This window comes from Paracoccus litorisediminis (genome assembly GCF_009711205.1).
Lineage (GTDB): Bacteria > Pseudomonadota > Alphaproteobacteria > Rhodobacterales > Rhodobacteraceae > Paracoccus > Paracoccus litorisediminis.
This window is the reverse complement of sequence record NZ_WMIG01000004.1, coordinates 115,055-133,212: the sequence shown is the minus strand read 5'-3', so window position 1 is coordinate 133,212 and position 18,158 is coordinate 115,055. Positions and strand designations below refer to the sequence as shown.

The following is an 18,158-nucleotide window of genomic DNA, read 5'->3' as shown; positions in this document are numbered from 1 at the left end:
GGGCTTTCCCCACGCGCCAGCAGGGGCTATGTTTGCGCCATGAACGAGTACGACGAATTTGACGCCTTCGAGGCGGCTTCACGCCCATCCGTGCCGCTGTCACAGCGTGCGATGGGCATGCGGCCTGCACCCTATCTGGACGGGCTGAACGCCGCGCAGCGCGAGGCGGTCGAGGTGCTGGACGGGCCTGTCCTGCTGCTGGCCGGCGCAGGCACGGGCAAGACCCGTGCCCTGACCACGCGCATCGCGCATCTGCTGACGCTGGGCAAGGCGCGGCCGGGGCAGATCCTGGCCGTGACCTTCACCAACAAGGCCGCGCGCGAGATGAAGGACCGTATCGGCCGCCTGTTGGGCGAGATGGTCGAGGGCATGCCTTGGCTGGGCACCTTCCACAGCGTCAGCGTCAAGATCCTGCGCCGCCATGCCGAACTGGTGGGCGATGCCACCCTGCATCTGAAGCCCAGCTTCACCATTCTGGACACCGACGACCAGATCCGGCTGTTGAAGCAGCTAATGCAGGCTGAGAATGTTGATGAGAAAAAGTGGACGCCGCGCTGGGTAGCATCGCACATTGATAACTATAAAAACAGATGCTGGCGGCCTGATGTCGTTCCCGCCTCTGCGGAGGTGATAGTCGAACGTGTGCCGGGAACATTCACGACCAAGCGTGATGGAGGTTCGGGTCATACAGTAAAAATAACGGAGATCTATCGCCAGTATCAACGCCGCCTGCTGGAACTGAACGCCGTCGATTTCGGCGATCTGTTGATGCATTGCGTCACCATCTTTCAGGCGCATCCCGATGTACTGCAGGCGTGGCAGGACCGCTTCCGCTACATCCTTGTGGACGAATATCAGGATACCAACGTCGCCCAGTATATGTGGCTGCGGCTGCTGGCGAAAGCGCATCGCAATATCTGCTGCGTCGGCGATGACGACCAGTCGATCTATGGCTGGCGCGGGGCCGAGGTCGGTAACATCCTGCGGTTCGAGACCGACTTCCCCGGCGCACGGGTGATCCGGCTTGAGCAGAATTACCGCTCGACCGCGCATATCCTTGCCGCCGCCTCGGGCCTGATCGCGGCGAACAAGGGGCGCTTGGGCAAGACGCTCTGGACCGAGGCAGATGGCGGTGAACCCGTCCGCCTGATCGGCCATTGGGACAGCGAGGCCGAAGCACGCTGGATCGGCGAAGAAATCGAATCCTTCCAGGGCGGGCATCGCCATTCCATCGGCCGCCACAACTTGAACGACATGGCGATCCTTGTCCGCGCCTCGCATCAGATGCGGGCCTTTGAGGATCGCTTCATGACCATCGGCCTGCCTTACCGGGTCATTGGTGGTCCTCGCTTCTATGAGCGGCAGGAAATCCGCGACGCCATGGCCTATTTCCGGCTGGCGGTCAGCCCGACCGACGATCTGGCCTTTGAGCGTATCGTGAACGTCCCGAAACGCGGTCTGGGCGACAAGGCCGTACAGACCGTCCAGCGCGAGGCCCGCGACCGTGGTCTGTCGCTGCTGGAGGGCGCGGTATCCGCTGTCGCCACCGGTGCGCTTGGCGGCAAGGGCGGGGCAGCCCTGCGGCAATTCACCGAAGGCATGGGGCGCTGGCATGCCGATGCCATCGACAGTACCCGCAGCCATGTCGAACTGGCCGAGCGGATTCTGGACGAATCCGGCTATACGACCATGTGGCAGAACGACAAGTCGCCGGATGCTCCGGGGCGGCTCGACAACTTGAAAGAATTGATCAAGGCGCTGGAAGAATTCGAAAATCTTCAGGGTTTTCTGGAACATGTCGCGCTGGTCATGGACAATGACAAGTCCGAGCAGACCGATCAGGTCAGCATCATGACGCTGCATGCCGCCAAGGGGTTGGAATATCCCATCGTCTTCCTGCCGGGATGGGAGGACGGATTGTTCCCCAGCCAGCGCAGCATGGATGAAAGCGGCATGAAGGGCCTCGAGGAAGAACGGCGGCTGGCCTATGTCGGCATCACGCGGGGCGAGGAACTGGTCACGATCACCTTTGCCGGCAACCGTCGCCTGTACGGGCAATGGCAGTCGTCCATGCCGTCGCGTTTCATCGACGAATTGCCCGAGGAACATGTCGAGGTGCTGACGCCCCCCGGCCTTTACGGCGGTGGCTATGGTGCGGCGGCGCAACCCTTCGCGCAATCCTCGATGCATGATCGCGCGGCCAAAGCCGATGTCTATAATTCTCCGGGGTGGAAGCGCATGCAGGACCGCAGCGCCACCCGTCCGGCGGTCACGCCGCGCGCCGCGCCCATCACCATCGATGCCACGCCCGCCACCAGCTATGCGGTGGGCGACCGGGTCTTCCACCAGAAGTTCGGCAATGGCACCATCATGGGCATTGCCGAGGACACGCTGACCATCCAGTTCCCGACCGGTTTCAAGACCATCAAGGCGGGCTATGTGCAGCCCGCATCAGCAGGCGGCAATCTGGACGACGTTCCGTTCTGAGAACCGAAAACCGGGATCATGCGTTGGGATCTGCCATGATGGGAGTTCCCGAAATGCTTGATATCCAGATCGACGAAAAGCGGAACGTGATCCTTGCCCGTCCAGAGGGGCCGCTGCCGGCCTCGGACTTCGAGGGGCTGGGCAAGACCATCGACGATTACATCGCCCAGCATAAGCGCATGCCGGGGCTGGTCGTGCTGCCCAAGGGCGTCCCCCATTGGGAGGGGTTGGCCGCCCTGCGCGCGCATTTCGACGTGGTGCGCAAGCATGCCGCCATCCTGCCGCGGGTGGCGGTGGTGACCGATGCAACGGGTCTTTCCTTCATGCCCGGCATCGCCAATGTCTTTGTCCGCGCCCGGCTGCGTCATTTCGACGTGAAGGATCAGGACAAGGCCATCACCTGGGCCGGCTCGACCGAGGTCGAGCCCGAGGGCTACCGGATGCTGGCAGGCTTCCCCGACAATGTCATCGCGCTTGAGGCTTTGGGCGAGGTCACCTCGCGGGACTATGAGGATGTGCTGATCCCCCTGGTCCGCGACAAGGAAAAGGCACATGGCAAGCTGCGGCTGGTCATGGTGCTGGGGCCGGATTTCGACGGCTACAGCGCCGGGGCGATCTGGGACGATGCGCGGCTGGGTCTGACGCATTGGCGCAGCTTTGAGCGGGTGGCGCTGGTCACCGATATCGGCTGGATCACGCGCTCGGTGAAGCTGTTTGCGCCGCTGATGCCGGGCGAGGTCGCGGTCTTTCCCGGCAGCGGGCTGGAGGCTGCCAAGGCCTGGATCAGTGCTGAGGGTGCTTGACCGCCCGCAAGCGGCGGCTTATCTGGCCCTTGCGCGGATGGCCGGATGACCGCGGCGAGCAATCGTCGAGGAAAGTCCGGACTCCATGAAGGCACGGTGCCGGGTAACGCCCGGCGGGGGCAACCCCAGGGAAAGCGCCACAGAGAACAGACCGCCCATGCATGCATGGGTAAGGGTGAAACGGTGGGGTAAGAGCCCACCGCGGGACTGGTAACAGGACCGGCAAGGCAAGCCCCACCGGGAGCAATGCCGAATAGGGACCGCGTGTCGCAAGACAGGGCTGCTTTCGCCCCAGCAGGTCCGGGTTGGCAGCTAGATCCCGTCAGCAATGGCGGGACCAGAGGAATGGTCATCGAAGGGGGCAACCCCGGAACAAGATCCGGCTTACAGGCCGTCCGCGCGTTTTGATCCGTCTTGAGTCAGTATGGTTTTGTCCCCTTTACATGGTGGAGGGGTGCGTAGCCATTTCGCGTTTTAATGCGGGTCGTTGCGCTTGCCGGCGAACGCCGACGATTCCCCTGTTTGCGATGTCGAGAGGCAGGGCCAGCCGGGAATCACCCTTTGGCATGTCTGGCGACATCCGCCTCATCTGTGCGGCAGGGTGGCATCACTGGGCTGAGCGACGCCCCGAGGGTCGAATACGTTTACTGCCGGGGCTTTCCGGGTGGTTTTCCGAGGAAACGGCGGCTTTCGACCTGATTCCCCGTTGACTTCGACGCCCCGACGGATAAAAGGCGGGCTCCAAGAGATTCCACGGGGTTTGCTATACGCGTTTTGCCCCACAGCAGGAGCGAAGCAAATGGCGAAGCCGACGACGATCAAGATCCGCCTGAACTCCTCGGCCGGGACGGGGCACTTCTACGTCACCAAGAAGAACGCCCGCACGATGACCGAGAAAATGACGGTTAACAAATATGACCCGGTTGTGCGCAAGCACGTCGAATACAAGGAAGGCAAGATCAAGTAAGATCTGCCGATCCGTGACGATCAAGCAGGACCGCGCCTCGAAAGGGACGCGGTCTTTGCGATTCTGGCCCCTAGATCAGTGAAAATCGCGCGAACGGGGCAAAATACGGTGCTGGCGCGGATGGCCGGGACGTGGTGCAGGCAAATCGCCGCGCTGTTGCTCACCCGACAATCGAAGCAGCGCATCCGAGCGGTCGCCCAGCCAGTCCGCCACCACATGAGTCACCCCGTCGCTGCGTTGCAGGTGGCCATGCACTTCCAGCAGCCGCGCCGTCATCGCTACCTTACGGAAGGTGGCAAAGACCTTGGGCCAGACCACCAGATTGACGCTGCCCGTCTCATCCTCAAGCGTGATAAAGCAGACGCCCTTGGCGCTGCCGGGGCGCTGGCGGATCAGCACGATCCCGGCCATGCGCAGTGCCGCGCCATTCGCGACCCCGGCAAGCCCGCTTGCGCCGACATAGCCCTGCCGGGTCATGTTGCGGCGTAGGAAGGTCATGGGATGGGCCTTCAGTGACAGGCGCAGGGTTTGGTAATCGGCAGTTACATGTTCGCAAAGCGGCATGGCGGGCAGGGTGACCTCGGGCTCGTCGCCCTCATCTTTGTTCTGAAACAGCGGCAGGTCAGGCGCATCGCGCAGCGCGCGGGCTTGCTACAGCGCCCCGCCCCGATCGAGTTCCATCGAGCGCATAGCATACGCGACCGCGATCTGGCTGATGGAGCGGGCATCCCAGCCGTACCCGCGGGCCTGAATATCGGCCAGATCGGCAAAAGCCGCGTCCCGCGCCGTCACCAGCCGCGTCGCTTGTGCCCGCGGCATCCCGTCCACCTACCGCAGCCCCAACCGCAGGTGAAGAGCGACCCCGCAAGGCTCCAGCAGGCTGTCCAAGTCGCTGAAATTCACATCCACCGGCAGTACCCTGACGCCATGCTCGCGGTCGTCGCGCACGATCTGGGCCGGGGCATAGAAGCCCATCGACTGGCTGTTCAACAGTGCCGCCGCAAAGGCTCCGGGTAATGGCAGTGCAGCCAGACCGAAACATAGACCAGAGGCGCGAAGACCGCCGCAGGGCTTTCGGAAAAGCCGTATTCTCCGAAACCCTTGATCTGGTCGAAGCAGCAGTGTGTGATTCCGGCTGGTTAACCGCGTTCTACCACGCGCCCGACCATCAGGTATTCCAGCTCGCCAATGGTGCCGCGCGACCGGAATGTGGCCATGGTCTTGCGTAGCATGTTCGCCTCGACTGGGGAAAAGCGCGCGGCGAACATGACGATCTTCATCGCTTGATGCTGAAAGATCGGCATACCCAATGGGCGGCCAAAATCTTTCGCCGTTCGTCCGGGGCACCATCACGGGGCGGGGCATTTGCTCCCCCTGATCCCGTGACGATCATTCTGACCTGAAGCCCGGCATTCTTTACATCCTGCCCTGAAGGTCATTTCACCAGGCAGCAAAATACCTAGCGTTCTGAGTGCAACTCAATAACGCTAGGTATCGCGGGAATATGCAGCCTAAATCTTTACAGATTCAGGCGCAGTGAGTTTTAGAACGGGATCTCATCGTCGAAATCCGGGCGCCCGCCAGCAGGTTGGCCGCCCGAGGACTGGCCGCCGCGGCCACCGCCGGAATAGCCGCCGCCCGAGGAACCACCCTCATAGCCACCACCGTAACCGCCGCCGCCATAGCTGTCGTCACGACCGCCACCGCCACCCGCGCCGCCGCGGCCGTCGAGCATGGTCAATTCGCTGCGGAAGGGGCGCAGGGCCACTTCGGTCGAATAGCGGTCATTGCCTTGCTGGTCCTGCCACTTGCGGGTTTCCAACTGGCCCTCGACATAGATCTTGGAGCCCTTTTTCAGGAACTGCTCGGCCACACGGACCAGCGGCTCGGAGTAAATGGCGACGGTGTGCCATTCGGTGCGCTCCTTGCGCTCGCCGGTATTGCGGTCCTTCCAGGTCTCGGACGTGGCGATGCGCAGGTTGGCGACCTTGCCCCCGCTGGGGAAACTACGGATTTCGGGGTCTTGACCCAGATTGCCGATCAGGATCACCTTGTTGACGCTGCCTGCCATGCAAACGGTCCTTTGTCTTTGTATGTCTCGTTTCCGCTGGTTTACCGCTTCTTGCCCCGTGGCGGCAAGGGGAATGCCGGTCATGTCCGCTGGGTCGCAGGGGACATGATTTGGGCGGGAATCTGCCGATATCGAGTGTGATCGGCCCTTAGTCAAAACAGGCTTGCAGCGTTTTGCCTGCTTTGCGCTATACTGCCACGCAAAAAACCAATGTCGGCATGAGGGACGAGAGATGCTTTTACCTGCACGCGCCCGGCTGCGTTCTCTGGGCCATGCGGTGCTGGCCCTGACTTTGGGGTGCAGCCTTGCGGTACCGGCCTCGGCCGAAGGGCTGCGGCTTCAGAAAAGCGGCAAGTCGCGGATCGCCCAGTTCGAGCGCCAGACCCGCCTGATGGATTCCCGGCTTTCCGGCCAATATCAGCAATCGTCCCGGCTGAAGCCCGCCGGGACATCGTCGAAAAGCGTGGTGGACATCGCTTTGCCCACCGCGATCCCGGCCTATCGCGGCAGTCGCCGCAGCGAATATTTGCCCCATGCCCGCGCCATGGCGCGCAAGCATGGCGTGCCCGAGGATCTGTTCCTGCGCCTGGTCCAGCAGGAATCCGGCTGGAACCCCTCGGCGCGGTCGCATAAGGGCGCGCAGGGGCTGGCGCAGCTGATGCCCGGCACGGCGGCCAAGCTGGGGGTGAACCCCAACGATCCCAAACAAAATCTGGAAGGTGGCGCGCGCTACCTGCGGATGATGTACAACACTTTCGGCAGCTGGAAGCTGGCTCTGGCGGCCTATAATGCCGGGCCGGGGGCGGTGGCAAAATATGGCGGCGTGCCGCCCTATCGCGAGACGACGAATTACGTCCGCATCATCCACGGCAGCTGAAATCAGACAAAATGGGCCGCTGGCAATGCCGCGGCCCTTTTCCATTCCGCCTCAGAAAGTCGAGGGAATCACCCGGCTGTATTTCGTCCCGGCGATCGATGCCCCGGCCATCAGCCCGGATTGGCCAAAGATCATGGCGACGACCGGCTGCTGGGCGGTAATGGTATCGGCGCCAAGCGCCAGCCCGCGTGAGGGCAGGGCGTAATAGGCATCCGCCTCGGCCACCCAGCCGGGGGCGCTGCGGAAATCGGCCAGCGCCGCATCAGTCTGGAAGATCAGCACATGCGCATATTGCTGCGCGCCGATCTGGAAACCGACGCTGGCCTGCGTGGCTGAATAGTAATCCACCGTCGCATTGTTGATGCGCAGCGCGCCCTGACCGTATGCACCGCCGAAACCGAAACCCGCCTCGGTCATCAGGGGCATGTACAGCACGCCCTTTGCATTCTCGATCATGGGCGCGGCACCCGGATAATTTTGCAGCAGGAAGTTGCGCGTGGCATCCACCCGTGCGTCCAGCCGCCCCTCGGCATCCTGCCCGACCGCATTCGAGCAGGCCGCCAGTCCCAGCGCAGCCCCGCCAAGCAGCAGCATGTTGCGCCGGCTTAGCCCGTTGATGGATTTCATACTTCCCTCATCCCTTTGATCGACGGTTGACCCGCCCGTTAGGCGCGGATGATAGGGGCAATCCGCCCCTCATGCCAGCATTTCAGCGACCTGTGGCGCGTAATAGGTCAGGATGCCGTCGCAGCCCGCGCGGCGGAAGGACAGCAGGCTTTCGGCCACGACATCGCGCTTGAGCCAGCCGTTGCGGATCGCCCCCTCGAGCATCGCGTATTCGCCGCTGACCTGATAGGCATAGGTCGGCGCGGCGAACTGGTCCTTCACCATCCGGCAGATGTCCAGATAGGGCAGGCCGGGCTTGACCATGACCATGTCCGCCCCCTCGGCCAGATCGCGGGCGACGCAGCGCATGGCCTCCTCGCGGTTCGCCGGGTTGATCTGGTAGGTCTTCTTGTCGCCGACCAGCCGCCCCGAGGCCCCCACGGCATCGCGGAAGGGGCCATAGAAGCCGCTGGCATATTTCGCCGCATAGGACAGGATCGCCACGTCCTTGTGGCCCGCACCCTCAAGCGCCAGGCGCAGCGCACCGATGCGCCCATCCATCATGTCCGAGGGGCCAAGGATATCTGCCCCGGATTCCGCCTGCACCAGCGCCATGCGCACCAGCGCCTCGACGGTTTCGTCGTTCAGGATCACCCCGTCGCGGACCAGCCCGTCATGGCCATTGGCGTTATAGGGGTCCAGCGCGATATCGGTCATCACCGCCAGATCGGGCGCGACCTCCTTGATCGCGCGGATGGCGCGGTTGCCGATATTGTCCGGGTCCCAGGCGCGCTCGCAGGCTTCGGTTTTCAGGTCGGGATCGGAATGGGGAAAAATGCAGATGGCCGGGATGTTCAGCCGCATCGCGGTTTCTGCCGCCCGCTTCGCGCCGTCCAGCGTCAGCCGGTCCACACCCGGCATCGAGGGGATCTCGCCCTCGCCGCCAGCGATCTCGGTCACAAAGATCGGCCAGATCAGGTTGCCGGGGGTCAGGGTGGTTTCGGTCGTCATGGCGCGCAGTGCGGGCGTGCGACGCAGGCGGCGCAGGCGGGCGGCCGGGAAGGGGGCGACGATCGGGTTGGCGGACATGGCAGCACTTTCCTGACGAGGCACCCGGCAGGGCGGGCGCAATTCCGGCCCCGAAACTGCACCCTCAGTTGCAGAGGCGCAACCCCTGCCGCCGGACCGTCTCAATTCCCGGTTTTCCTTTGTGCAACCCGCGATTAGGGTCCGGGCGATGTCTCAGGAGACGACATGACCTTGACCGAAGGAATCCTTGCCCTTCTCGACAGCAGATCCTTTGGGTCGATCTGGTTCTGGCTGCTGCTGGCGCTGGTCTGGTCGCTGGCGGCGCGCAAGGTCGTGGGCGTGCCCTATGATGTCGTCCAGCAGGTGCGCCGAATGCCGCAGGATGCGAATGACGATGCCGCCGCGTTCCAGCTGCTCGACTGGCTGTCGCTGACCCTGCCGCGCTGGCGGCTGGCCGGGGTCGAGGGCGTGCTGATGCTGTTCGTCGCGACCTTTGCCTTCAGCGCGCTGTTCCTGCTGGGCTTTGTCTATGGGCTGGAGATGGCGCAGGCGCTGGTCCTGCTGATCCTGCCCTTTGTCGCGCTGTTCCCGGTTGAACTGCGGCTGGCCCGGAAGCTGACCCCGCTGGTCGAGGCGGCAGGCGCGGGCGAGTTGTCCGTGGACGAGGCCGCCCGCCGCGCCGCCCGCCTGATGCGTTGGCATCGGGCCGGGGTCACGGTGGTTTCCATCCTTGTCGTGGTGATGACCGCCTATCGCGGCGCGCTGTGGTTTTTGGCCCATCCTTTCGGCTTCTGACGCGCGCCGCTTGACTTCACCGGCAGTGGCTTTACCTCAGCAACCATGTCCGACCATCTGATCCTTTCCGGCGCCCCCGAGGGGCTAGATGCCGCGCTGATCCTGCGCGAGCTTTCCCGTGGCCAGCCGGTGATCCATATCGCCCGCGACGACCGGCGCATGGCCGCGATGCGGGCGGCACTGGCTTTTTACGATCCCAAGGCGCTCGTGCTGGATTTCCCGGCATGGGACACCACGCCCTATGACCGGGTCTCGCCCGCGCCCGGCGTGATGGCCGCGCGCATGGCGGTGCTGACCGCCTTGGCGCATCAGGCGCTGAAGGGGCCGTTCGTGCTGCTGACGACGCTGTCGGCGGCGATGCAGCGCGTCCCCCCGCGCGAGGCACTGCGCGAGGCCAGCTTCGCGGCCTCGGTCGGCAGCCGTCTGGATGAGGGGGCTTTGCGCGCCTTCCTGACGCGGATGGGTTTCTCGCAATCCCCGACCGTGACCGAACCCGGCGATTTTGCCGTCCGGGGCGGGATCATCGACATCTATCCGCCGGGGGATTCCGGTCCGATCCGGCTGGACATGTTCGGGGACGTGCTGGAAAGCGCCCGCCGCTTCGATGCCGAGACCCAGCGCTCGACCGAAAAGCTGGATCATGTCGAACTGGCTGCCATGTCCGAGGTGATCCTGGACGAAACGGCGATCACCCGGTTCCGTCAGAACTACCGCGCCGAATATGGCGGCGGCGCGAATGACCCGCTGTATGAGGGCATCAGCGCCGGTCGCAAGATGGCCGGGATGGAGCATTGGCTGCCTTGGTTCCATGAACGTATGGACAGCCTGTTTTCCTATCTGCCCGACGCCTCGGTGGTGACTGACGATCATGTTGAACAGGTCCGCGATGCGCGCTGGCACACCATTGGCGAACAGTTCGACGCCCGCCGCGAGGCGCTCAAGCGCAAGGGTGGCACGGACAATGTCTATCGTCCGGTGCCGCCCGAACTGATGTTCCCCGATGAGGTCGAGTGGAAATCATGGCTGAGTGCCCATCGGGTGTTGCGGCTGTCGGTGCTGAACCAGCCGCCGGGACCGGGCGTGCTGGATGCGGGCGGGCGCGTGGGCCGGAATTTCGCGCCCGAACGTCAGGCCGAAAAAGGCGATCTGTTCAAGGCCTTGGCGGATCATGTCCGCAGCCTTCAAGCCTCGCGCCGGGTGGTGATCGCCAGCTTCTCGGAAGGTGCGCGCGAACGTCTGGCCGGGCTAATCGCCGATGAGGGGATCAAGGGCGCCAAAAACATCGACACGATGCGCGACCTGCCCGATCAGCCGGGCAGCTTGGGTCTGGCGGTCTGGCCGCTGGACGAAGGCTTCGTCTCGGACGGTCAGGCGACGGGGCCTTTGGCGGTCATCTCGGAACAGGACGTGTTGGGCGACCGGCTGATCCGGGGCGCGAAAAAGCGCCGCAAGGCCGAGAATTTCCTGCGCGACACCCAGACCCTGTCCCCCGGCGATCTGGTTGTTCACGTGGAACATGGCATCGGGCGCTATACCGGCCTTGAAACCGTCATGGCGCTGAAGGTCCCGCATGATTGCGTGGCGCTGGAATATGCGGGCGGTGATCGGCTGTATCTGCCGGTCGAAAATATCGAACTGCTCAGCCGCTATGGCCACGAAGAGGGGATGCTCGACAAGCTGGGCGGTGGCGCTTGGCAGGCCCGCAAGGCCCGGCTGAAAGAGCGCATCAAGCTGATCGCCGACAAGCTGATGCGGGTCGCCGCCGAACGCCTGCTGCGTCCCGCGCCCGTGCTGGAGCCCGAGCATCACGAGATCGAGGGCTTCGCCGCCCGCTTCCCCTATGCCGAAACCGACGATCAGGCGACCGCGATCAGTGACGTGGCCGAGGATCTGGCCGCCGGTCGCCCGATGGACCGGCTGGTCGTCGGCGATGTGGGCTTTGGCAAGACCGAGGTGGCCATGCGCGCGGCCTTTATCGCGGCGTCTCAGGGGCGTCAGGTCGCGGTGGTCGCGCCGACCACGCTGCTGGCGCGCCAGCATTTCCGCACCTTCGCCGACCGCTTCCGCGGCACGGCGATCAATGTCCGGCCCTTGTCGCGCTTTGTCAGTGCGAAAGACGCCACCGAAACGCGCAAGGGGTTGGCCGAAGGCACGGTCGATATTGTCGTCGGCACTCATGCCGTGCTGGCGAAACAGGTGCGGTTCAAGAATCTGGGCTTGCTGATCGTCGATGAGGAGCAGCATTTCGGCGTCGGTCACAAGGAACGCCTGAAGGAGTTGCGCAGCGACATCCACGTGCTGACCCTGACCGCGACGCCGATTCCGCGCACGCTGCAACTGTCGCTGACCGGGGTGCGCGATCTGTCGATCATCGGGACGCCCCCGGTCGATCGGCTTGCGATCCGCACCTATGTCAGTGAATTCGACAGCGTGACGATCCGCGAGGCGCTTTTGCGCGAGAAATATCGCGGCGGGCAAAGCTTCTTTGTCGTGCCGCGCCTGACCGACCTGCCCGAGATCGAGGACTGGCTGAAGGAACACGTCCCCGAGGTCAGCTATATCGTCGCGCATGGACAGTTGGCGGCGGGCGATCTGGATCAGCGGATGAACGCCTTCTACGACCGGGGTGCCGATGTTCTGGTGGCGACAAGCATCGTGGAATCGGGGCTGGATATTCCAACCGCGAACACGATGGTTGTGTGGCGGGCCGACATGTTCGGCCTGTCGCAGCTTTACCAGATCCGGGGACGGGTCGGGCGGTCCAAGACGCGGGCCTATTGCTATCTGACGACCAAACCGCGTGTGCCTTTGACCCCGCAGGCGATGCGGCGGCTGAAATTCCTTGGTGCCATCGACAGTCTGGGTGCGGGCTTCAATCTGGCCTCGCAGGATCTGGACCTGCGCGGGGCCGGGAACCTGCTGGGCGAGGAGCAGTCGGGCCATATCAAGGAAGTCGGCTTTGAGCTGTACCAGCAGATGCTGGAGGAAACGATCGCCAAGCTGAAATCCGGCGAGATCGAGGGCACGCCCGAGGATGAATGGGCACCGCAACTGAACCTTGGCGTGCCGGTGACGATCCCGGAAAGCTATATCCCCGATCTGGACGTGCGGCTGGGCCTGTATCGCCGTCTGGCCGAGTTGACGACCAAGGTGGAACTCGAGGGCTTTGCCGCCGAGTTGATCGACCGCTTCGGCCCGCTGCCGCGCGAGGTGAATACGCTTTTGCTGGTCATCCGCATCAAGGCGATGGCGAAGCGGGCGAATATCTCGAAACTGGACGCCGGCCCCAAGGGCGTGACCATCCAGTTCCACGGCGACAAATTCCCCAATCCCGCCGGTCTGGTCGAGTTTATCCACGACCAGAAGGGGCAGGCCAAGGTCACCGATAACAAGATCGTGGTGCTGCGCGACTGGCCGACGGATGCCGATCGGATCAAGGGGTCATTCGCCGTGGCGAAGGATCTGGCCGCGAAGATCAAGGAAGGCCGGGCGAAGAAATGAGCCCCGCGACGGGAGGTTCCGCAATGCAGGCGCTCATCATCATCGACATGCAGATGGAAATGCAGCACCGGATCGAGAGCGGGCTGGATCATGTGAATCCAAAGGCGGGGAAACACATTGCCGCGCTTGCGGCTGCTTTTCGCGGCACCGGACTGCCCATCATCCATGTCCGCCATCAAGAGGCCGAGCCGGCTTCGGCCTTTCATCCGGATGGACCGGGTTTCCCGCCCATGGCCTGCGCCGAGGCTAAAGGCCATGAGGCCGTTTTCATCAAGCGCACCTCATCGGCCTTTGCCTCGACCGATCTTGCCGCATATCTGGCGGCGCATCGGATAACCGATCTGGTCGTGGCAGGCGCGATTGCGGGGTTTTGTGTGAACTCGACCGTCCGGGCAGGGGCGGATCTGGGATTTCGCATGACGGTGGCAAGGGATGCCGTCATCGGCTTTGCGTTACCTGCCGCCAATCTTTCCGCCCAAACGATCTTTGACGTCACCATGGCCCATCTGGAGGCCGATTTTGCGCGGCTTGCGGATACGTCGACGCTGCTGGGCGAGGTTGCCCTGTCGGCGAAGACCGAGGCCGATTGCGCATGAAAAAAGGGCGGTGCTGATGCGCCGCCCCTTTGGATCATGTTGTGCCGATCAATCTGCGGTCAGCAGCGGCGGCTTTGATTTGCTGATGCGCGGTGCCTCCGGGCCGGTGATGTCGAAGACGGGCTTGTCGTCCTCGATCCGGACGCGGACCACGCCGCCTTTGGTCAGGCGGCCGAACAGCAGCTCCTCGGCCAGCGGTTTCTTGATCGTTTCCTGAATCACGCGGCCCAGCGGACGCGCGCCCATCTTGTCGTCGTAACCCTTCTCAGCCAGCCAATGCGCGGCCTCGTCGGTCAGTTCGATATGGACGCCGCGATCAATCAGTTGGGCTTCCAGTTGCAGGACGAATTTCTCGACCACCTGCACGATGATATCGCGCGACAGCGGAGCGAAGCTGATTACCGCATCCAGACGGTTGCGGAATTCCGGCGTGAAGGTGCGCTCGATGGCGGCGGTATCCTCGCCCTCGCGGCGGTCGCGACCAAAGCCGAAAGCGGCTTTTGCTTGGTCGGCAGCGCCCGCGTTCGAGGTCATGATCAGGATCACGTTGCGGAAATCGACCTGACGACCGTTATGGTCGGTCAGCTTCCCGTTATCCATCACCTGCAGCAGGATATTGTAGACATCCGGGTGGGCCTTTTCGATCTCATCCAGCAACAGCACACAATGCGGATGCTGGTCGACGCCGTCGGTCAGCAGCCCGCCCTGATCGAAGCCGACATAGCCCGGAGGCGCGCCGATCAGCCGCGAGACCGCATGTTTCTCCATGTATTCCGACATGTCGAAGCGCAGCAGTTCCACGCCAAGGGTCGAGGCCAGTTGCTTGGCCACCTCGGTCTTGCCGACGCCGGTCGGGCCCGCGAACAGATAGTTGCCGATGGGCTTTTCAGGTTCGCGCAAGCCGGCACGGGCCAGCTTGATCGAGGAGGACAGCGCCGAGATTGCTACGTCCTGACCAAAGACCAGCCGTTTCAGCGTGGCTTCCAGATCCTTCAGCACCGCCGCATCGTCCTTGGACACGCTTTTCGGGGGAATGCGGGCGATCTTGGCCACGACGGCCTCGATTTCCTTCGGGCCGATGGTTTTGCGGCGCTTGCTTTCGGCGACCAGATGCTGGGCGGCACCGGCTTCGTCGATGACGTCGATGGCCTTGTCGGGCAGCTTGCGGTCATGGATGTAGCGCGCCGACAGTTCCACCGCCATGCGGATCGCGTCATTGGTGTAGCGCAGGTCGTGGTGCTTTTCGAAGCTGGGTTTCAGCCCCATCAGGATCTTGATCGTGTCGGGCACGGTCGGCTCATTCACGTCGATCTTCTGGAAGCGACGGGAAAGGGCGCGATCCTTTTCGAAATGCTGGCGGAATTCCTTATAGGTGGTCGAACCCATGCAGCGCAGCTTGCCGCCCGACAGTGCCGGTTTCAGCAGGTTCGAGGCATCCATCGCCCCGCCCGAGGTCGCGCCCGCACCGATGACGGTGTGGATCTCGTCGATGAACAGGATCGCGTCGGGGTGGTCCTCAAGCTCTTTGACCACGGCTTTCAGGCGTTCCTCGAAATCGCCGCGATAGCGGGTCCCGGCCAGCAGTGCGCCCATGTCGAGCGAGAAGATGGTGGAACCTGCCAGCACATCTGGGGTTTCGCCCCGCGTGATCTTCAGCGCCAGCCCCTCGGCGATGGCGGTCTTGCCCACACCGGGATCGCCCACCAGCAGCGGGTTGTTCTTGCGGCGGCGGCAGAGGACCTGAATGCAGCGCTCGACCTCATCGGCGCGGCCGATCAGCGGGTCGACATCGCCCTTGGAGGCCTTCTTGTTCAGGTTGACGCAGTATTTCGCCAGCGCGGATTCGTCCTTGGCGGGGGGCGTCTCGTTTTGGGTTTCCTCACCGGGCTGGTCCGAGCCCTGCACGGTGCGGTTTTCGGAATAGGACGGATTTTTCGCCACGCCATGCGCGATGAAATTGACCGCGTCGTAACGGGTCATGTCCAGTTCCTGCAGGAAGAAGGCGGCGTTCGATTCCCGCTCGGCGAAGATGGCGACAAGGACATTGGCCCCGGTCACTTCAGTCCGGCCCGAGGACTGGACATGGATTGCGGCGCGCTGGATCACCCGCTGGAAGGCAGCGGTGGGGACGGCTTCCGAGCCCTCGACATCGGTAATCAGCGTCGAAAGATCGTCCTCGATGAATTCAACCAGCATGCGGCGCAATTCGTCCAGATCGACGTTGCAGGCCCGCATTACCTTGACTGCATCGGGTTCCTCGGTCAGCGCAAGCAGCAGATGCTCGAGCGTGGCGAGTTCATGGCGATGCTCATTGGCCAAGGCCAGCGCGGAATGGATTGCCTGTTCCAAAGTGTTCGAAAAGGACGGCACGATTCAGCTCCTGTCAGTCGGCTGGCGGTATGGGCCGCAAGGGGGCGGTCCACCTGACCAGACTGTCACGATACAATTAAGTTTTGGCGGAATCTCGCGCAATTCAAGCGGTATTTGCCTTGCCTGATGCCGAAACTCCGACGGTTGAATGAGATGTGATTGCCGCATGCCGGAATTTCAAGCAGCCCCTCTGCGCAGCCGACAATCATTGGACGGGGACAGGGGGATGGCATAAATCTCTTGCTGCGCTGCGGCGATGGCCTCAGAACCTGTCCTTTCGTGCGCGAAGTTCAGCAAAAACAGCGGCATCCCCGGCATCGGCCATACCCAGAGGGTGACGCAATTCTGCAACGCGGAGAAACGGATTGGTCGCGCGTTCGTCATCCAGCGTCGCCGGGGCACAGGGACGTCTGCCCGCTGCGGTGTCATCAAGGCGTTGCCTCAATGCATCATTGTCCGGATCGACCGAAAGGGCGAATTTGCCATTGCCCAGACAGTAGTCATGGCCCGAGCAGATCAGCGTTTCTCCGGGGAGTGCGTTCAGCCGCGACAGGCTGTCCCACATCATCTGCGGCGTGCCCTCGAACAGGCGTCCGCAGCCAAGCGCCATCAGGCTGTCGGCGGTGAACGCCATGCGTGAGGCGGGCAGGTAAAAGGCGACATGGCCGATGGTATGGCCGGAGACGTCGATGACCTGAGCCTGCTCGTCACAGATCGAAATGGTCTCACCGGGGTGGGGCGCGATGTCCAGTGGCGGTAGCCGTGCGGCGTCCAGCGCGTTGCCCGCGACCTTGGCGCCGGTTGCGGCGACGATCTCGGGGACGGCCTGAATGTGGTCGGCGTGGTGGTGGGTCAGGGCGATCAGATCCAGCGTCCAGCCCCGTGCTGCCAGCTCATGCAGGATGGGGGCGGCCTCGGGTGCGTCGATCAGGGCGGTCTGGCCGTTGCCGTGCAGCAGCCACGCATAATTGTCAGTCAGGCAGCGGACTGGGACCAGTTCCAGCGGCATTGGCAAATCCTTCGCTTTGCCGCAGTCTGGCCCGAGCTGACGAGAGGCGCAATGCATCACGACGTGATCGAGCTGCGGAAATTCTACTACAACCGGGCGCTGGGGCGCGTGGTGCAAAAAGTGCTGCGAGACCGGCTGACCCAGCTTTGGCCGCCCGATAAGACCGCAGGCATGACGCTGGCCGGATACGGCTTTGCTGCGCCGATGCAGCGCCCCTATCTGGGCCGGTCGCGGCGGGTGATCAGCCTGATGCCGGGGCCGCAGGGGGTCATGGCATGGCCGCCGGGCATGCCCAATTGCGCGGTCCTGTGCGAGGAAACCGCTTGGCCGCTGGACACCGGAAGCGTCGACCGGCTGATCCTGCTGCATGCACTTGAGACCGCTGACCATTCGCAGGCCGTGCTGGCCGAGGCGTGGCGGGTGCTGGGGCCGGGCGGACGGATGCTGGTCATGGCGACGAACCGCACCGGGCTTTGGGCGCGATCCGATGCGACGCCCTTTGGCTTTGGCCGCAGCTATACGGTCGGCCAGCTTGAGGCATTGGGGCGCAGCGCGGGTTTTGTTGCCGAGACGACAGGAGCGGCACTGTATATCCCGCCCTCGGACCGCCGCTTCTGGTTGCGCAGCGCCCAGATGTGGGAGCGCATGGGCAGCCGCGTCAGTCAGGTTCTGGTCGCAGGCGTGGTGCTGGGCGAGTTCAGCAAGCAGATGCAGGCCCCCATTGGCCGGCTGCGCCGTTTGACGGTGCCCAGCCCGCTGGACCTGCTTGAGGGGATCGCGCGCCCCAAACCCGCCGGCAGCGGCAAGATCGCGCGGGGGCGCGGCGAGCCGTCGCACCTGCATCGCGCAGCTGTCCCCGAGGCCGGAAAACCCGGTTCCACAGACCGTTAGCGCAATCCTCCAACTCATTGTCGCCGCGTTATCCGACGAAGGGCGCAAACCCTCGCAATTCCGTGTTCAATGCGGTTGCGGCACGGGAAAGCACCTGCTAATGACGCGGCAGATTTTTCGGGATACTTGCGGCCGGGCACGGCCTAAGGAGCCCTT

At 63.5% G+C, this 18,158-nt stretch carries 17 protein-coding genes and 1 other RNA gene; 9 read left to right on the top strand and 9 right to left on the bottom strand.

Annotation, left to right across the window (positions count from 1 at the left end; translation table 11 throughout):
* Nucleotides 1-39: 39 nt before the first annotated feature.
* The 4 genes from GL300_RS10680 to rpmG all read left to right on the top strand — a co-directional run bounded on the left by GL300_RS10680 (nt 40) and on the right by rpmG (nt 4,257).
* Nucleotides 40-2,487: an ATP-dependent helicase gene (locus GL300_RS10680; protein WP_155039614.1), complete on the top strand. Its 2,448-nt coding sequence runs from the start codon at nt 40-42 to the stop codon at nt 2,485-2,487.
* A gap of 53 nt (nt 2,488-2,540) precedes the next feature.
* Nucleotides 2,541-3,290, top strand: coding sequence for a SpoIIAA family protein (locus GL300_RS10675; protein WP_170297655.1), 750 nt, complete (start codon nt 2,541-2,543; stop codon nt 3,288-3,290).
* A gap of 33 nt (nt 3,291-3,323) precedes the next feature.
* An RNA gene (rnpB, locus tag GL300_RS10670) (RNase P RNA component class A) lies at nt 3,324-3,693 on the top strand.
* Nucleotides 3,694-4,089: 396 nt separating this feature from the next.
* Nucleotides 4,090-4,257 (top strand): 50S ribosomal protein L33, encoded by a 168-nt coding sequence (rpmG, locus tag GL300_RS10665; protein ID WP_101752137.1) that lies wholly within the window; start codon nt 4,090-4,092, stop codon nt 4,255-4,257.
* 75 nt (nt 4,258-4,332) lie between these two features.
* Here rpmG and GL300_RS27270 read toward each other — a convergent pair whose 3' ends face one another.
* From GL300_RS27270 to ssb, 5 genes are all read right to left on the bottom strand, one after another.
* The gene (locus tag GL300_RS27270; RefSeq protein WP_343042987.1) at nt 4,333-4,755 is read right to left on the bottom strand and encodes an OB-fold nucleic acid binding domain-containing protein; all 423 of its coding nucleotides are present in this window, start codon (nt 4,753-4,755) and stop codon (nt 4,333-4,335) included.
* A 153-nt stretch (nt 4,756-4,908) separates the two neighbouring features.
* The gene (locus GL300_RS27265) at nt 4,909-5,076 is read right to left on the bottom strand and encodes a hypothetical protein (RefSeq protein WP_343042986.1); all 168 of its coding nucleotides are present in this window, start codon (nt 5,074-5,076) and stop codon (nt 4,909-4,911) included.
* A 9-nt stretch (nt 5,077-5,085) separates the two neighbouring features.
* A complete protein-coding gene (locus tag GL300_RS27260; protein ID WP_343042985.1) occupies nt 5,086-5,247 on the bottom strand; it encodes a hypothetical protein in 162 nt (53 codons plus the stop codon).
* A gap of 149 nt (nt 5,248-5,396) precedes the next feature.
* Nucleotides 5,397-5,537, bottom strand: coding sequence for a hypothetical protein (locus tag GL300_RS27255; RefSeq protein WP_343042984.1), 141 nt, complete (start codon nt 5,535-5,537; stop codon nt 5,397-5,399).
* 263 nt (nt 5,538-5,800) lie between these two features.
* Nucleotides 5,801-6,328 (bottom strand): single-stranded DNA-binding protein, encoded by a 528-nt coding sequence (gene ssb / locus GL300_RS10655; RefSeq protein WP_155039612.1) that lies wholly within the window; start codon nt 6,326-6,328, stop codon nt 5,801-5,803.
* A gap of 232 nt (nt 6,329-6,560) precedes the next feature.
* Here ssb and GL300_RS10650 point away from each other — a divergent pair, with 232 nt between their 5' ends.
* Nucleotides 6,561-7,205 carry a lytic transglycosylase domain-containing protein gene (locus GL300_RS10650; protein ID WP_155039611.1) on the top strand — a complete coding sequence of 215 codons (645 nt, stop codon included), beginning with the start codon at nt 6,561-6,563 and terminating at the stop codon, nt 7,203-7,205.
* A 51-nt stretch (nt 7,206-7,256) separates the two neighbouring features.
* Here GL300_RS10650 and GL300_RS10645 read toward each other — a convergent pair whose 3' ends face one another.
* The gene (locus GL300_RS10645; protein WP_155039610.1) at nt 7,257-7,832 is read right to left on the bottom strand and encodes a lipid-binding SYLF domain-containing protein; all 576 of its coding nucleotides are present in this window, start codon (nt 7,830-7,832) and stop codon (nt 7,257-7,259) included.
* Nucleotides 7,833-7,901: 69 nt separating this feature from the next.
* Nucleotides 7,902-8,900 (bottom strand): porphobilinogen synthase, encoded by a 999-nt coding sequence (hemB, locus tag GL300_RS10640; protein ID WP_155039609.1) that lies wholly within the window; start codon nt 8,898-8,900, stop codon nt 7,902-7,904.
* A 165-nt stretch (nt 8,901-9,065) separates the two neighbouring features.
* Between hemB and GL300_RS10635 the strand changes: the two genes are divergently transcribed.
* Genes GL300_RS10635 through GL300_RS10625 form a run of 3 tightly spaced genes read left to right on the top strand, consistent with a single transcriptional unit; the run spans nt 9,066 to nt 13,732 of the window.
* Nucleotides 9,066-9,635, top strand: coding sequence for a hypothetical protein (locus GL300_RS10635; RefSeq protein WP_155039608.1), 570 nt, complete (start codon nt 9,066-9,068; stop codon nt 9,633-9,635).
* 45 nt (nt 9,636-9,680) lie between these two features.
* Nucleotides 9,681-13,136, top strand: coding sequence for a transcription-repair coupling factor (mfd, locus tag GL300_RS10630; protein WP_155039607.1), 3,456 nt, complete (start codon nt 9,681-9,683; stop codon nt 13,134-13,136).
* Between the two features lie 23 nt (nt 13,137-13,159).
* Complete coding sequence (locus GL300_RS10625; RefSeq protein ID WP_155039606.1) at nt 13,160-13,732, top strand: isochorismatase family protein; 573 nt, start codon at nt 13,160-13,162, stop codon at nt 13,730-13,732.
* A 48-nt stretch (nt 13,733-13,780) separates the two neighbouring features.
* On the opposite strand, the gene clpA is transcribed toward GL300_RS10625, so the two are convergent.
* Nucleotides 13,781-16,102, bottom strand: a complete 2,322-nt coding sequence (gene clpA / locus GL300_RS10620) for an ATP-dependent Clp protease ATP-binding subunit ClpA (protein ID WP_192336325.1) — start codon at nt 16,100-16,102, stop codon at nt 13,781-13,783.
* Between the two features lie 262 nt (nt 16,103-16,364).
* Entirely contained in the window at nt 16,365-17,111 is a 747-nt protein-coding gene (gene gloB / locus GL300_RS10615) for a hydroxyacylglutathione hydrolase (RefSeq protein WP_155039605.1), read from the bottom strand.
* 51 nt (nt 17,112-17,162) lie between these two features.
* Between gloB and GL300_RS10610 the strand changes: the two genes are divergently transcribed.
* Nucleotides 17,163-18,002, top strand: a complete 840-nt coding sequence (locus GL300_RS10610; RefSeq protein WP_155039604.1) for a class I SAM-dependent methyltransferase — start codon at nt 17,163-17,165, stop codon at nt 18,000-18,002.
* Nucleotides 18,003-18,158: the final 156 nt, after the last annotated feature.

Excerpts from the sequence above, each read along its gene's own strand:
- GL300_RS10675 (WP_170297655.1), top strand. The coding sequence starts at position 2,541 with ATGCTTGATATCCAGATCGACGAAAAGCGGAACGTGATCCTTGCCCGT.
- GL300_RS10645 (WP_155039610.1), bottom strand. The coding sequence starts at position 7,832 with ATGAAATCCATCAACGGGCTAAGCCGGCGCAACATGCTGCTGCTTGGC.
- gloB (WP_155039605.1), bottom strand. The coding sequence starts at position 17,111 with ATGCCGCTGGAACTGGTCCCAGTCCGCTGCCTGACTGACAATTATGCG.
- GL300_RS27255 (WP_343042984.1), bottom strand. The coding sequence starts at position 5,537 with ATGAAGATCGTCATGTTCGCCGCGCGCTTTTCCCCAGTCGAGGCGAAC.
- GL300_RS10610 (WP_155039604.1), top strand. The coding sequence starts at position 17,163 with ATGCATCACGACGTGATCGAGCTGCGGAAATTCTACTACAACCGGGCG.
- GL300_RS27270 (WP_343042987.1), bottom strand. The coding sequence starts at position 4,755 with ATGACCTTCCTACGCCGCAACATGACCCGGCAGGGCTATGTCGGCGCA.
- hemB (WP_155039609.1), bottom strand. The coding sequence starts at position 8,900 with ATGTCCGCCAACCCGATCGTCGCCCCCTTCCCGGCCGCCCGCCTGCGC.
- rpmG (WP_101752137.1), top strand. The coding sequence starts at position 4,090 with ATGGCGAAGCCGACGACGATCAAGATCCGCCTGAACTCCTCGGCCGGG.
- mfd (WP_155039607.1), top strand. The coding sequence starts at position 9,681 with ATGTCCGACCATCTGATCCTTTCCGGCGCCCCCGAGGGGCTAGATGCC.
- GL300_RS10680 (WP_155039614.1), top strand. The coding sequence starts at position 40 with ATGAACGAGTACGACGAATTTGACGCCTTCGAGGCGGCTTCACGCCCA.
- GL300_RS10650 (WP_155039611.1), top strand. The coding sequence starts at position 6,561 with ATGCTTTTACCTGCACGCGCCCGGCTGCGTTCTCTGGGCCATGCGGTG.
- GL300_RS10625 (WP_155039606.1), top strand. The coding sequence starts at position 13,160 with ATGCAGGCGCTCATCATCATCGACATGCAGATGGAAATGCAGCACCGG.
- GL300_RS10635 (WP_155039608.1), top strand. The coding sequence starts at position 9,066 with ATGACCTTGACCGAAGGAATCCTTGCCCTTCTCGACAGCAGATCCTTT.
- GL300_RS27265 (WP_343042986.1), bottom strand. The coding sequence starts at position 5,076 with ATGCCGCGGGCACAAGCGACGCGGCTGGTGACGGCGCGGGACGCGGCT.
- ssb (WP_155039612.1), bottom strand. The coding sequence starts at position 6,328 with ATGGCAGGCAGCGTCAACAAGGTGATCCTGATCGGCAATCTGGGTCAA.